Source organism: Catalinimonas locisalis, assembly GCF_038039535.1.
Lineage (GTDB): Bacteria > Bacteroidota > Bacteroidia > Cytophagales > Cyclobacteriaceae > Catalinimonas.
Genome location: NZ_JBBPHP010000018.1, coordinates 94025 through 108310, shown reverse-complemented (window position 1 = coordinate 108310; position 14286 = coordinate 94025). Strand labels below are relative to the sequence as shown.

At 42.4% G+C, this 14286-nt stretch carries 14 protein-coding genes; 4 read left to right on the top strand and 10 right to left on the bottom strand.

What is annotated here, in order from left to right; all coding sequences use genetic code 11:
* Positions 1–13: 13 nt before the first annotated feature.
* Positions 14–2260 (bottom strand): Tex family protein, encoded by a 2247-nt coding sequence (locus WJR50_RS20000; protein ID WP_341295089.1) that lies wholly within the window; start codon positions 2258–2260, stop codon positions 14–16.
* Positions 2261–2497: 237 nt separating this feature from the next.
* On the opposite strand from WJR50_RS20000, the gene WJR50_RS19995 reads away from it, so the two are divergent.
* Positions 2498–2701 carry a hypothetical protein gene (locus WJR50_RS19995; protein WP_341295088.1) on the top strand — a complete coding sequence of 68 codons (204 nt, stop codon included), beginning with the start codon at positions 2498–2500 and terminating at the stop codon, positions 2699–2701.
* A gap of 5 nt (positions 2702–2706) precedes the next feature.
* Here the strand turns inward: WJR50_RS19995 and WJR50_RS19990 are convergent, their stop codons facing one another.
* The 5 genes from WJR50_RS19990 to WJR50_RS19970 all read right to left on the bottom strand — a co-directional run bounded on the left by WJR50_RS19990 (position 2707) and on the right by WJR50_RS19970 (position 6181).
* Complete coding sequence (locus WJR50_RS19990; protein WP_341295087.1) at positions 2707–2988, bottom strand: hypothetical protein; 282 nt, start codon at positions 2986–2988, stop codon at positions 2707–2709.
* Complete coding sequence (locus tag WJR50_RS19985; RefSeq protein WP_341295086.1) at positions 2976–3599, bottom strand: deoxynucleoside kinase; 624 nt, start codon at positions 3597–3599, stop codon at positions 2976–2978. Before WJR50_RS19985 ends, WJR50_RS19990 begins: the two co-directional genes overlap by 13 nt.
* A 441-nt stretch (positions 3600–4040) precedes the next feature.
* Positions 4041–4646 (bottom strand): J domain-containing protein, encoded by a 606-nt coding sequence (locus tag WJR50_RS19980; protein WP_341295085.1) that lies wholly within the window; start codon positions 4644–4646, stop codon positions 4041–4043.
* A 43-nt stretch (positions 4647–4689) separates the two neighbouring features.
* Positions 4690–5373: a peptidoglycan DD-metalloendopeptidase family protein gene (locus WJR50_RS19975; protein WP_341295084.1), complete on the bottom strand. Its 684-nt coding sequence runs from the start codon at positions 5371–5373 to the stop codon at positions 4690–4692.
* Between the two features lie 298 nt (positions 5374–5671).
* Entirely contained in the window at positions 5672–6181 is a 510-nt protein-coding gene (locus tag WJR50_RS19970) for a Dps family protein (RefSeq protein WP_341295083.1), read from the bottom strand.
* A 260-nt stretch (positions 6182–6441) separates the two neighbouring features.
* On the opposite strand from WJR50_RS19970, the gene WJR50_RS19965 reads away from it, so the two are divergent.
* From WJR50_RS19965 to zwf, 3 genes are read left to right on the top strand one after another with little or no spacing between them, the layout of a single operon-like run.
* Positions 6442–6894, top strand: a complete 453-nt coding sequence (locus WJR50_RS19965; protein ID WP_341295082.1) for an RpiB/LacA/LacB family sugar-phosphate isomerase — start codon at positions 6442–6444, stop codon at positions 6892–6894.
* A 30-nt stretch (positions 6895–6924) separates the two neighbouring features.
* Positions 6925–8346 carry an NADP-dependent phosphogluconate dehydrogenase gene (gene gnd / locus WJR50_RS19960; protein WP_341295081.1) on the top strand — a complete coding sequence of 474 codons (1422 nt, stop codon included), beginning with the start codon at positions 6925–6927 and terminating at the stop codon, positions 8344–8346.
* Positions 8347–8365: 19 nt separating this feature from the next.
* Positions 8366–10660 carry a glucose-6-phosphate dehydrogenase gene (gene zwf / locus WJR50_RS19955; protein ID WP_341295080.1) on the top strand — a complete coding sequence of 765 codons (2295 nt, stop codon included), beginning with the start codon at positions 8366–8368 and terminating at the stop codon, positions 10658–10660.
* Positions 10661–10718: 58 nt separating this feature from the next.
* Here the strand turns inward: zwf and WJR50_RS19950 are convergent, their stop codons facing one another.
* From WJR50_RS19950 to WJR50_RS19935, 4 genes are all read right to left on the bottom strand, one after another.
* Positions 10719–10907: a hypothetical protein gene (locus tag WJR50_RS19950; RefSeq protein ID WP_341295079.1), complete on the bottom strand. Its 189-nt coding sequence runs from the start codon at positions 10905–10907 to the stop codon at positions 10719–10721.
* A 291-nt stretch (positions 10908–11198) separates the two neighbouring features.
* Positions 11199–12050, bottom strand: coding sequence for a formylglycine-generating enzyme family protein (locus WJR50_RS19945; protein ID WP_341295078.1), 852 nt, complete (start codon positions 12048–12050; stop codon positions 11199–11201).
* 198 nt (positions 12051–12248) lie between these two features.
* Entirely contained in the window at positions 12249–12566 is a 318-nt protein-coding gene (locus WJR50_RS19940; RefSeq protein WP_341295077.1) for a DUF3817 domain-containing protein, read from the bottom strand.
* A gap of 147 nt (positions 12567–12713) precedes the next feature.
* Positions 12714–14264, bottom strand: a complete 1551-nt coding sequence (locus WJR50_RS19935; protein WP_341295076.1) for a sensor histidine kinase — start codon at positions 14262–14264, stop codon at positions 12714–12716.
* Positions 14265–14286: the final 22 nt, after the last annotated feature.

Genomic DNA, 14286 nt, shown 5'->3' with positions numbered 1-14286 from the left:
GAGCTTATAAATTTTAGCGGAACTTATTTTTTAGCATGGCAAGCTTGGACTGAAGGTCACCACTTTCTTCTTCCTGCTTACGTCCTTTTTTTGTAGGCTTATTTCCTCCTTTTTTAGGTGGAGCAAAAGGATCACTTTTCATAGAAAGCCCGATTCTTTTTCTGGCCACATCAACTTCCATCACTGTAACCTGTACCTGCTGATGTACCTTGACAATTTCTGCAGGATTATCAACGAACTTATCTGCGAGATGGCTGATATGCACCAACCCATCCTGATGTACTCCTAAATCAACGAATGCTCCAAAATTGGTAACATTGGTAATGATGCCAGGAAGTTTCATGCCCACTTTTAAATCTTCTAGTTCATGTACTCCTTCCATAAACTGAAAAGCTTCAAACTGCTCACGGGGATCACGACCAGGCTTTGATAGCTCTGCCATAATATCTTCCAAAGTTGGCAGCCCTACTTCTTCTGAGACATACTGCTTAAGATTGATACGCTTACGTAGATTTTCATCTTTGATCAGGTCTTCAATGGTACAACCCAGGTCAGCAGCCATCTGATTTACGGTCTCATATCGTTCAGGGTGAACCGCGCTGCGGTCTAGAGGGTTGGCAGCATCGCGTATTCTTAAAAAACCTGCTGCCTGTTCAAAAGCCTTGTTTCCTAAACGTGGTATGCTGAGAAGCTCTTCACGCGTTTTGAAGGGACCTTTTTCATCACGATAGTTGACGATACTTTGTGCTAATGAAGGGCCCAAACCTGATACGTAGGTTAGTAATTGTTTGCTCGCTGTATTGACTTCCACACCCACATTATTCACACAACTTACGACAGTATCATCCAGGCTTTGTCGCAGAGCCGTCTGGTCTACATCATGTTGATATTGACCCACTCCAATTGATTTCGGGTCAAGCTTTACCAGTTCAGCGAGTGGGTCCATTAAACGTCTGCCAATAGAAACTGCTCCTCTTACTGTAAGGTCATAGTCAGGAAATTCTTCTCGGGCTACATCAGAAGCTGAATACACCGACGCTCCGCTTTCATTTACCATTACCACCTGAATGTTTTTAGGCAAATGTTTGATGCTCCTTACAAAAGCTTCAGTTTCTCGGCTGGCAGTACCATTACCTATGGCAATGGCTTCAATATCATATTTTTGGCAGTAGGCCAGTATTATGGCCTCCGCTTCAGCCGTTTTACGCTGTGGCTCGTTAGGAAAAATAGCTGTATTTTCTAGTAATCTGCCTTGCTTGTTCAGGCAGACCAGTTTACAACCTGTACGAAAGCCAGGATCAATGGCCAGGGTATTTTTTTCACCCAGGGGAGAAGACATCAGTAATTCCCTAAGGTTATCGGCAAATACATGAATAGCCTCTTCATCCGCTTTCTTTTTTGTTGACAAACGGATATCAGTTTCTATAGAAGGTTTGAGGAGACGCTTATAGCTATCTTTGGTTGCCATCTCCACTTGTTCGGATAATGCAGAGTTACCTGTCACAAAAGTCTTTTTCAGAAGTTGCAGCGCTTCCTCTTCTGGTGGGGCTATATTAAGCATCAGAATCATTTCCTTTTCTCCTCTTCTCATAGCCAGTACCCGATGTGAAGGAGCAGTTTTGACAGGTTCTTCCCAGTCAAAATAGTCTTTGTATTTTTGTCCTTCTTCCTCTTTACCGCTAATCACTTTGCATTGAAAGCTAGCTTTGTTCATAAACAAATCGCGCATGGCGGCCCGTGCTTCCTGGTCTTCATTTACCCACTCTGCAATAATATCACGAGCACCCTGCAGGGCTTCCTCCTCGTTATTGACTTCTTTTTCAGCGTCAATGTATTTGTTTGCTTCTGTGGATAAGTCAGTTTTGCCTTGCTCAAATATTAAAGTTGCCAGAGGTTCCAGACCTTTTTCTTTTGCTATGGTAGCCTTGGTTCTTCTCTTAGGTTTATAGGGTAAGTATAAATCTTCCAGCCGGGCCATATTTTCTGCGGCATTGATTTTCTCAGCCAGTTCGTCGCTAAGCTTTCCTTGCTCCTCAATTGATTTTAAGATGCTGTCCCTTCGTTTGTCCAACTCTCTGAGTTGAGTTACACGGTCTCTTATGTTTGTAACAGCAACCTCATCCAGGCTTCCCGTCATTTCTTTTCGGTAACGAGAAATAAAGGGAACGGTAGAGCCTTCGTCTAGTAGTTTGATTGTTGCGGATACTTGAGAAGCCTTGATTTGTAACTCATCGGCTATCTTGGAAATATGCTGCTGCATGTCTTGAGCTTTTTAATGAATTTTTTTGGTATGGTCAATGTGATTTCTATAACATTTCGGAAAGCAAAAATAGAAAAGAAGCTTACTTATTAAATCTTGACTTTTATAAAAAATTGTAGCAGGGAGAATATATATCAGCTGAAAAATTATGAGGATTCTGAAAGAAATTTCTTAGAGTAAAATACAAAAAAATAAATTGGGAGTTCTTAACTTTAGTATAAAGTAAATGTCAGGGCTATGCTGGAAGACCAAGACGAAAATTTTGATAAGGAAATAGATAAAAAAATTGATGTAGCTGAGAAACAAGCTCAGAAACTAAGTGCCAGAGCAGATATGTTGCGCAAACTCACGGAAAGATACCGCGATACTTCAGCCGAACAAATCTGGGGTTGGGAGAAGCTTTTGCAGAAAATAAACTCAGAAGATTTAGAAGAAAACTGACCAAATCAATCTTCCACTGGCTGTGCTTCTTCTATTTCTTTATTTACCAAAGCTTGCGCTCTCTCAAATTCTTCACGTTCAATGGTATAAAAACCATCTTCATACATTTGTAAAATGTCACGATAGGTAAGCTCATGGCTTTCTATGTTGGCTTCACCTTGTTTTGTAAATATTTCAGTACCCAGATAGGTAAATTCGTTTTCAGGAAAAATAATGGGTTTTAGTCTGTAATAGATTTTTGATTCTCCCAATATATTTTTTACATAAAAATCTTCTAAGTGACGCATCTTTTTTGATTTTGAATGTTTTTTAATAGAGTTTCAAAATGCTCATCTTTTGCTAAATCAATTGTGTCAATGTCTACAGTAATGATGGGAGAATATGAATAACTTTCTATCCAGGAAGCATAACAATCATTTAAATCCTTAAGATAAGATAAAGAAATAGACTGTTCATAGCTTCTTTCGCCCCTTTTACCTCTATGACTAATTCTGTATTTCAAGTTTTCAGGCTTACCCTTTAAGTAAACCAAAATATCGGGTTTGGGCACAATCAATACCATTGATTGGTAAAGATTCAGGTAGTTTTCGTAATCTACTTTGCTCAGATACGATGAACGATAAAGATTTTTTGCGAAGACATCAGCATCTTCGTAAATCGTTCTATCTAGAACTACCCCTGTATCATGCTTTTCCAAGTTCAAACCCTGACGAAAACGATGACCTAGAAAATAAACCTGAAGAGGAAATGCCCAGCGCTGCATATCTTCGTAGAAGAGGGATAAGTAGGGGTTTTCATGTACGGCCTCATACTCAGCCCTGAACCTGAAATGCTTTGCTAAGCGCCCAACCAGTGTTGTTTTACCAGTGCCTATATTACCTGCTACAGCGATTAACATCAGGGTAACATATTATTCAAATCTAATAATAAATCTGAAACATCAAAGCTTATTTTCACCATTGTATTGAATACTTGTAATAAATTGTAATTATTAATTTTTATAGACTATTCATCTTATATTTTTAAAATTTCACTACAATCATTAGCAAGTAATTAATAAACCTTCCATTTGATTAAAATTATACTTTAACTTGAAAGAGTATTATTGAGGCTGCATGGTTAGTATTATTCTTAGGTTAAGTCAATTACGAAACTTCTGTTTTTTTGTAATTATTACATAAGTAAAAATAGGTTTACTAGTATAATTGTTTATTTATAGTAAGATTAATTTACCGATACTATTCCATCCAGGAACTCATTCTTGATATATTCCTTACTAAAGCTTTAGAAATTTACATGCGTATTTATTGTATATACATTAAATTTGCAAAAAAGTTATTTAACGAAAATAAGGTTCTGCTTCTTGTTTTAACCTTTGGGTATGTTCTATACATAAAACACCTGCCAGAATTAAGGGTAAGCAAAAGAGACATTTCCACCATTGACTTCCATGGATATGAAAATAAAATGCTGCAAAGAAAGGAGAAAATAAAAGTATCACTCCAAATGCCCAACCCAATAAATGTACTGTATGAATAAAGTAGTAGGCAGGTTTGTAATACCAGGTTTTCTTAAAAGCTTCATTGTTTTTCTTGAAGTTTTCATAACGCATTTTAGCCTGCTCCTTAGCACGACTACGGGCCTCTCCTCTTCGTCTATCCCTCTCTTCCTCCCACATATCACGATACGATTGCCTCCTGAAATTAAAGGATCTTCTTCCGTAAGCCTGCTGATGATACTGACGGGTTACTGTTCGTACCATTGGTGCTTTACGTATACCAATCAAAATTTCATAAGCTTCAGTGATCTGAAAGAAACGCTGACCTATATCTTTTCCATCATTTTTATCAGGATGAAATCGCATAGCCAATTTTCTGTAGGCTTTTTTGATCTCAATTTGAGAAGAGCCTTCAGGTATTCCTAATATTTGATAGTAGCGTTCCAAAAGATTTTTTAGTCTAAGAAAACAACGTGGTATTTGTGAAAAATTATTCTGCCAGTCTTAAAATATAGTGAGGATCTATGCATAATTGCAAATAAAATTTACGATCAGAGGGAGCAGCTACGCCGGGAAAGTCCCCCTTGTGTCCGAGCATATCAGTCATCATCTGCCAATGCAAGTGAGGAGGCCAGTCTCCGTTTTCTGGAAAATTACCAATGTCACCCAAATATTCTCCCGGCGCTACCGGATCACCCACTTTCCACTTCCCCAGAATTTTGCTATCCAGATGACCGTAAAGCACATAAAAAGTGGCCTCTTCCAAATGATGTTCTAGTATAAGGGTAGGGCCATAGTTTCCGAATCCCTGATTGTCCTGCAAGCTATGAATTTGACCGGCAAGAGGGCTGTAGAGTTTAGTGCCAGCCGGAGCCCAGATATCAAGGCCCAGGTGAAGACTGCGCGACTCGTCTCCGTCGTAATGTGAACTTCTGCGATAAATAATTCTATCCTCAAAAAAACCACCTATACCGACTTTTCCTTGAAGCACTCTATCAAAAATAAGATGGTGGAAGGCAGGCGTATCTTTGAGGTCTAGCTCTTTAAGATAGGGGCTGCTCTCAGTAAAATCCAAGGTTAGCAGATCCTGCTCTTTCAGTCCAGGTATGAGTGGGTGAAAAGAGGTTTGGTATTCTTCAATAAGCTTGGTGATGGCTTCTTTATTTGTTTTCATTGAGCTTAGTTTTAACTTTTCTTAAACTTATGTAGCGCTTCACAACCCTGTCAAATATTACAATTAATCAGCCGTGAAAGTGCTAATGCCTGAAAGTTTAAAAGTATCATTTTATACTCTGAACAAATAAACACCCTTTCCTAATTAGAAAATATAGTAGAAGGCATAAGACCATACGTCAAATGCAGGGGAAGATGACCGGGTCTACCCACAACTTAAGTTTGATTACCAGCGCTATATAAAAAAAAGGCTGCCTCCGCGGAGACAGCCTTTCTATTATACTGTGTTATTATAATTATCACTTCAGAAGTGATCTGAGCATCCAGGCCATTTTCTCATGTTCCTGCATGAGTGCAGTAACAAAATCAGCATTACCTGCATCCTGAAACTCATCTTCCAATTTCTCAATGTCCACTCGCATACTTTGAATAATGCTTTCGTGGTCTTTTACGAGTTGAGCTACCATGTCAGTATCGCTCAACTTCTCATTCTTAGATTCTTTAAGGCTTGCCAGATCCAGAAACTCCTGCATGCTACCAATAGCCCTGAATCCCATCTGACGAGCTCTTTCAGCAATCTCATCAATGTTAGTAGCCATCTGCTGATATTGTTCTTCCAGTAGGTTGTGTAGGCTATAAAACAAAGGACCGGTTACGTTCCAGTGGAAATTCCTGGTCTTAGTATATAAAACTGACTCATTCGCCAGTATATGATTCAAAATCTCTGCTGCTCCTGCACGGTTATCTTCTGATAAACCTATGCTGGCAGCGTTTTTAGTGTTTGGTTTTTTATTTACTAACTTTTCCATAATCAAATTTTGTTTGTTAGTTTTAGAACGAGTCAGAGAGGCATAATGTTAAAGGTTTTTTCCTATTTAAATCCTTTCTAAGGAAGTATATCTCCGGGCTATTTTTTTACGAATTCTCTTAGCTTATCAATTAAGCAGGCTAAAGCTCATCCTTAACGAATGATTTCCGTTTGTCTTACTAGTTCCTAATTTAAGCTTCCCTTGACCTTGGGTATAGGAAGCACAACTTTTTGCCATGTTTTACCTAAAGACCTACACAGATGAAAATCGGAATTGCTGCCGATCATGGTGGTTTTGAGCTTAAAGAAAAGCTCAAAGCGATTTTACAGCCCAATTATTCCATTCAGGACTTTGGTGCCCATATCTTTGATGTCACTGATGACTATCCGGATCATGTATTGCCGCTTGCCGAGGCGGTAAGTAAGGGTGAGATTGAAAGAGGTATTGCCATCTGCGGAAGTGGTATAGGTGCCTGCATCGTAGCCAACAAAGTAATAGGAGTGAGGGCGGCCCTCATCAACGAAAGCTACTCTGCTCATCAGGGGGTAGAGCATGATGATATGAACATCATTTGCCTGGGCGCTAGAGTGATAGGGGAAACCTATGCCGAAGAATTGATCAAAACTTTTTTGCAGGCGAAGTATTCGGGGGAAGAAAGGCACGAGAGAAGGCTGACTAAGCTGAAAAATATAGAAAGCAAACACACACAATAAGCAAATACTAACCAGTACAATTTACAAACTATGGACATACAAGCAAAGTGTGACTTTGGTATGATAGGCCTGGGCGTAATGGGAAGAAACTTCCTACTTAACGTGGCAGACCATAATTTTGAAGTGATAGGCTATGACCTTGACCATGAAAAAGTAGAAGCCCTGGACAAGGAGAAATCCGAAAGTAATGTGCAGGCCACTGCTGATATGCCTACATTTATAAAGGCACTTAAATCTCCTCGTAGAATTATGCTGCTGGTTCCTGCCGGTAAAGCAGTGGACTCGGTGATTGAAAGTCTGCTCCCTCAACTTTCCGAAGGGGATATTATCATTGACGGGGGGAACTCCCATTATGACGATACCACTCGTCGTATGGAATACCTGGATGAAGCTAAGATACATTTTCTGGGCATGGGTGTCTCCGGTGGAGAGAAAGGTGCCCGTTTCGGTCCCAGCCTGATGCCGGGAGGCAAGAAAGATGCCTACGAACCGGTACGTGGTATCCTGGAAGCTGCTGCTGCTAAGGTAAATGGCGAGGCCTGCGTGGCTTTTCTCGGACATGGTGCAGCCGGTCATTACGTGAAGATGGTACACAATGGCATTGAATACGCCATTATGCAGCTAATTGCCGAAACCTACGATGTACTGCGGAGGAGAGGCGGCCTGAATGAAGACCAGCTGCACAAGACATTTAAGGCCTGGAATGAAGATGTACTGCAATCCTTCCTGCTGGAAATTACGGCAGATATTTTCCTTCAGGCCGATGACCAGCAGGAAGGGGAGATGCTGATCAACAATATTCTGGATAGTGCAAAACAGAAAGGCACCGGCAAGTGGACCTCCCAGAGTGCGATGGACCTGGGCGTTGCCATTCCTACTATTGATTCCGCAGTAACCATGCGCTACCTTTCTTCGCTCAAGCAGGAAAGACAAAAAGCAGAAAGCCTGCTGAATGGCCCCGAAGTTAAGGTAACTGACCATCAGGAAGAACTGATTAGCCAGGCCCATGATGCGCTGCACTTCAGTATGCTAATCTCTTATGCCCAGGGTTTTGCCATGTTGCAGAAAGCTTCTGAAGAGATGAACTTTGCACTGAACCTTGCTGAAGTAGCCAAGATATGGCGGGGCGGCTGCATCATCCGGGCCAGAATGCTGGAAAATTTTATGAAAGCCTTTTCTCAGGGTACAAACTTACCCAATCTGATGGTGAGTCCGGTAGTGGCGGATACACTGAATAAGACAGCTGACAGTACCCGAAAAGTCTTAGGCCAATGTTTGCAGCAGGGTATTCCCACCGCCGCGCTTTCCGCATCTCTGCATTATTTTGACAGTTACCGTACGGCTCGCCTGCCCTCCAATCTGGTACAGGCGCAGCGAGATTATTTTGGAGCCCATACCTATGAGCGGCTGGACAAAACCGGCGCTTTTCATACCATCTGGGGGCAATCTTAAACTTTTAAATACCTAACCTATGGAATTTAGTAAAGCTAAGCTGGCCCCTACCGTGGTAATCATCTTCGGGGGGAGCGGCGATCTTAATAAAAGAAAACTCATCCCGGCCTTATTTAACCTCTACCTGGACAATTACCTGCCCGAACAGTTTAGTGTGATAGGGCTGGGACGTACTGAATACTCAAATGAAGATTATCGTGAGATGCTCAGAAAGGAAGTAGCCGAGTTCTCACGACGTGAAATCTCCAATGAGCAGGTCTGGAAAGGTTTCGCCGAGCATATTGAGTACTTCATTATGGATGTGAAGAAGAAGGAGTCGTTCCAGCAGTTAGATACCAAGATAGGAGAGTTGGAACAAAGCTGGAATATAAAGGCCAATCGCCTCTTTTATCTATCGGTGGCTCCTCAGCTTTTTGGCACCATCGCGACCAATCTTGCCTCTACCCAGGCTTGTCATGATCTGGAATGCTCTCGTATCGTGATTGAGAAGCCCTTTGGTCACGATCTGGAAAGTGCCAAACAGCTTAATAAACTGCTCACCGACCTCTATGATGAAAAGCAGATCTTCCGTATTGACCATTATCTGGGTAAGGAAACGGTGCAGAACATTCTTACCTTTCGTTTTGCCAATACCATCTTTGAACCCCTCTGGAACCGCAACTATATAGACCATGTGCAAATCACTGTGGCAGAAACCGTGGGGGTAGAAAGCAGAGGTGCTTATTACGAAGATTCTGGTGCTTTACGCGATATGGTGCAAAATCATGTGCTCCAACTGGTGTCTATGATCGCTATGGAGCCGCCCATCAATCTGGATGCTGATGAGATTCGCAACAAAAAGGTGGATGTGCTGAAAGCCATTCGCATACTGAAGCCTGAGGAGGTAGATAAAAATGCAGTCCGGGCGCAGTATGATAAAGGCTGGATCAAAGGTAAAAAAGCAGAAGGCTATACGGAAGAAGAAGGCGTAGACCCTGAGTCTACCACCGAAACCTACACCGCCCTCAAGTTTAACATAGATAACTGGCGTTGGCAGGATGTACCTTTCTATGTGAGAACAGGGAAACGCTTGGCGGATAAATGTTCGGTCATCACCATTCAGCTCCGCAAGCCACCGCATCGGGCCTTTGCCTATGATCAGCAGACTTTGAGAGAACCCAACCGCATCATCATCAACATACAGCCGGACATGGGCATTACGATCAGGTTCCAGGCTAAGCGCCCGGGCATTCATCAGATTCTGAATCCGGTGGAGATGGTTTTTGATTACCAGACCTTCTACGATGCCGAACCGCCCGAAGCCTATGAAGCGCTCCTGCTGGATGCGATGGAAGGGAACGCTGCCCTCTTCATGCGTGCCGATCAGGTGGAAGAAGCCTGGGAAGTAGTGATGCCCATACTGGACAGGTGGAAAGAAAATGGTAAGCATGCCCTGCCCAAGTATTCTTCGGGTAGCTGGGGACCACAGGAAGCCGACGAGCTGCTGATGCAGGAAGGGCATGAATGGATTAACCCTAAGGCCACCAATGTCAAAGAAACGGTGATAGAGGAAAATGAGCAGTTTCCAAAGAAGGGTATCCTCAATCTGCATGTCTACGAAAATACCGATGATCTTAGTTATAGTGCAGCAGAATTGTTTGTGAGAAAGAGCCGGGAAGCGGTAGAAAGAAACGGCCGTTTTGTGGTATGCCTTACCGGTGGTAGTTCGCCCAAAGGCCTGTATACTCTGCTTACTCAGCCTCCTTTTGTCAATCAGGTAGCCTGGAACAAAACCTATGTTTTCTGGGGAGATGAACGTCCTGTTCCCATTGAGGATAAGGACAGTAATGCGGGCATGGCCTATCAGACTTTACTTAAGCATGTGCCGGTACCTGAAGATCAGATATTTCCCATACACGGTGAGTTTAGGGCGGATATCGCTGCTTTGCAGTATGAAGAAACACTACAGGAGTTTTTTCAGGGCAGATCACCCCGTTTTGACCTGATCCTTTTGGGTATGGGGGATGATGGCCATACAGCTTCACTTTTCCCTCATGTGCCTTTCTCCCACAAGTCTATGACCTGGGTAAAAGAGATGTGGGTAGAAAAATTGGATACTTACCGTATCAGTATGATGCCCCAACTGATCAATCAGGCGGAGTGCATTGCTTTTTTAGCTTTTGGAGAGAAGAAAGCGGATGCTTTGCATGAAGTATTGGAGGGTGCTTATCATCCTGAAGAATATCCTGCTCAGCTGATCAAGCCTGAGGATGGTGAACTGCACTGGTTCATAGATCATCTGGCAGCATCCAGGCTGAACAAAACCATAAGCTAAGCTCAGGAAGGACTACCTTTAGAGGTAGGCCTTTTTTTTATTGATATGACTTTCTGTATCAATCAGTAGAAAAGATGGAAAAGTAGCAGAACTTGCCTATGTTCACTGTGGAGGGCATGCATAAACTTACATTTTCCTTACGCTCACCGGCGTGGGGACGCACAAACCTTACATCTGCAGCGTCCCCTCCATGGTGGGGACCAAAAAGTAAAAGGTATTGTGCATGCCCTCCGCTGAGGTGATGCATAAACTTACGTCAGCCTTACACCCACTGCGGAGGGAACGCAAAAGTAGTACGTCCGATGCGTGCTCACCATGGTGGGGACGTAGCAGTAAGTCCACTGAAGCACGCTCACTTCAGAAAACAGTCTATAAGTTCAGTGTCTAAAGCTTACACACCCTAGAAATCTGGCTGCTTACTTCCGACTATGCGCTGCCCACGGTGGTGAGCATGTTAATGAACTGCAAGCGCATAGGATTTTAGCAGAGATGGAGCCAAAAGGAAAAGGCTGCCTAATGCGGCAGCCCGTGGACTTGTTTACTTCTCAGTGAGTATCATCACCGGCCTGAAGCCCACATAGGGTGACGTACCTTCATATTGTGATACACTTTCTATCCTTACATCGTAGCCAGTATCGTTCCAGCTACCGCCCAGCGCAATTCCTTCAAGCGATACCATCTCGGCCACATTCCCACACATATTATGTAAGCCAAATTCGTTGGCATCATATGCGTTTACTTTGTCGGGTAAGCCATGTTCTTCATAGTCAGAAGGTGGAGGGACAATCTCGTAGACGTTCTTTTCTACATTATAAGTTACCTGTTCGGCACTGATTCGCTTGAAGTTACAATAAAAATAGCCTTTCCCATCTCGTAGGTAAGGACTTCCCCAGGCATATTCATTTTGTGTTTCGCCGCGGGCAGCGCGAATCCACTCAGCTTCGGTAGGCAAGCGAAATTGTATATTGTATTGACCGCTCACTTCTTTACTGGCCTTTTCGGATAACCACTTACAGTATGCCTGGGCTGCTGGGTAGCTAATCCCTAAGACAGGAAAGTCAGCGAAACCTTTGTAAGAAAAGTATTCCGGAAAGTATGAGTCGTTTACCAGAGGCATTTTTTGCCAGGAGGCAGGTTTCTGAGTCTTTGGTTGAGCAAGCGCATATAGCTCATCTTTTTCCTGGGCTTTGAGGTCATCCAGAAATGCCTGGTACTGCGCATTGCTCACCTCATATTTAGAGATGTAAAAATGGTCCAACTGCTGTTGTTCTTCATTCACATAGACTACCCCTGCCGGAACTTCTAAGAAGTCTTTGGCAGCTTCCAGTTGGGAGAGTACTTTTTTCTTAGGATTGGCTGCCACCAAGGTAAGGGCGAGCAGCAATAGCACGGAAAACGGATCTTTTTCATAACACCTGTTGTTTTGTTAAAAATAATCATTCATAACACCATAGTTAATATAGCGTTTTTTCAACAAAATTAAGTGTTACTGATATCAAAGTTGTGATATAGCACAAACCTAAAAGATTTATTACGAGCAATCACTTAAACACTAGGCTTTACTACGTCTAATATTTAAAAGACGAGACTAAGTAGTAAGCTTTTTGTCCTTTAGCATCTTAGCCTCCACATAGAAAGTAGCCGCGGGAATAAGGGAAGCTGCTAGTGCGATTGCAGTGGGTTTGAAGTTCCAGCGGTAACTATAGGCTACCAAAAGCACAAGCCCCACATACCAGATAAAGAGCAGACCGTGGGCATAGCCTACAAACATATTAGGTTCCGGCATGTCGGCAAGGTACTTAAGCGGCATGGTTACTGCCAGCAGTAATATATAAGAAATACCTTCCATGATAGCAGCGATACGCAATTGTCCGATGAGACCTTTCCTGGCAGTAAGTTGAGGCATGTCAGTTTTTGGTTTTGAAGTATATCGCCTATGTATACCCCAAATAGTTAATTAAGGTTCCCACATTTCACCAATAAATTCCTTCTGGTTACAAAGAGAGATTATCTAATAAAATAAAACCCTAAGAAGGCGATTTGCAGGATTAGCTTAGCTGTTATTGTTAAACGTTGTATTAGTTTTTAACAATGATGAAGGTAATAACACCGTAAATGTGCTCCCTTTTCCAGCCACACTTTCTACCTCTACGCTTCCCTTGTATTTTTCTACAGTGGTTTTTACAATATACAGCCCCATACCCGTTCCGTCTTTGTGACGGCTAAATCTTTGGAACATCTCAAAAATCTTGTTTTGATGCTCTTCATTGATACCAATACCATTGTCTTTTACTTTCAGTACCCAATGTCCATCATCAAATGCTGATGATACAGTGATCAGAGACTTGTTAGCGTACTTGGTGTACTTGATAGCATTGTCCAAGAGGTTATAGAGAATGATCTGTAAATGCTGAGGGGAGAAAAATATCACTTCATTGTCAAGCTCAAGCTGTATTTCGGTATTGTTCTCTTCAATTCTTTCTTTGTTGCTTTGCATGAAGTCCTTGATCATGGTTTCCAGATTCACATCTTCAAAGTCATCTCTGCCAGACCGTTTGATCTGCCCCACGTCTGATAGGTCATGAATGATCAATTTTAATTTGTCCACCTGCTTATTCATCATTCCCATGAGCTTGTTACTCTCTTTTGCCTGTTCTTCGCTACTTCTCTGTTCAAGCAAATGCATCAACCCTTCCAGGTTAGTAACCGGAGCTTTCAGGTCATGAGAAGCGGTATAGATAAATTTATCAAGTTCTTCATTTACCTTTCTTACTTCCTCACTCTTTTCTTTCTGGTCGTGTATATCGGTGGCGGTACCAAACCACTTAAGCACTTCACCATTTTCATCTTTCATTGGGTGGGCTCGGCCCAGATGCCAGCGGTATGAACCGTCTTTGACGTGCTTCATTCTGAATTCAAACTGGAAGTTTTCTGATGTTTTGACCGAATGGTTCCAGCGGTCAGTCAGGGCCTGCATTTCATCGGGATGAATAACCACCTGCCAGCCATAGGCAATACTCTCTTTTTCATCCAGGCCGGTATAAGCGTACCAGTTTTTGTTATAGTAATCAAGCTCACCGTATTTATTTGCTGTCCATACGATTTGAGGAATGGTATCGGTTAAAAACTTCATGGCTGCCATACTTTCGGTAAGCTCGGAAGTACGATTTTCAACCTGCTTTTCCAGACTTTCGTTGAGGGTGGAAAGCTCCTCATTGATTTGCTCCCACTTCTGTGCACTGGGGATCAGAATAAGTTTGGGGGTAATAAATATCAGCAAGATAGCGGTACCTACCGAAGCAAGTGCTGTGACTATACGGATACCGGCATCTATTCGGTAAAAAGGAGTCCAGATGTTGATGACATCCATCACATGGGTAGCGCCGCAGCCCAGTATAAAAACAGCAAATAATACGAGCATCCACATATACCTGAAGTCATTCCTTTTTCTGACTATTTGTACCAGGCTGATGGGAATGGCAAAATAGGCAAGCGCTATGATTGAATCGGAGATTGCATGAGACCAGAGGATGAAAGGCTCCCAATAATAGCAATGACCGTGTGGCATAAAAACCGAGTCAACAGAAAATAATTGGCCTTCCATAGAAATATACTATAAATATGTA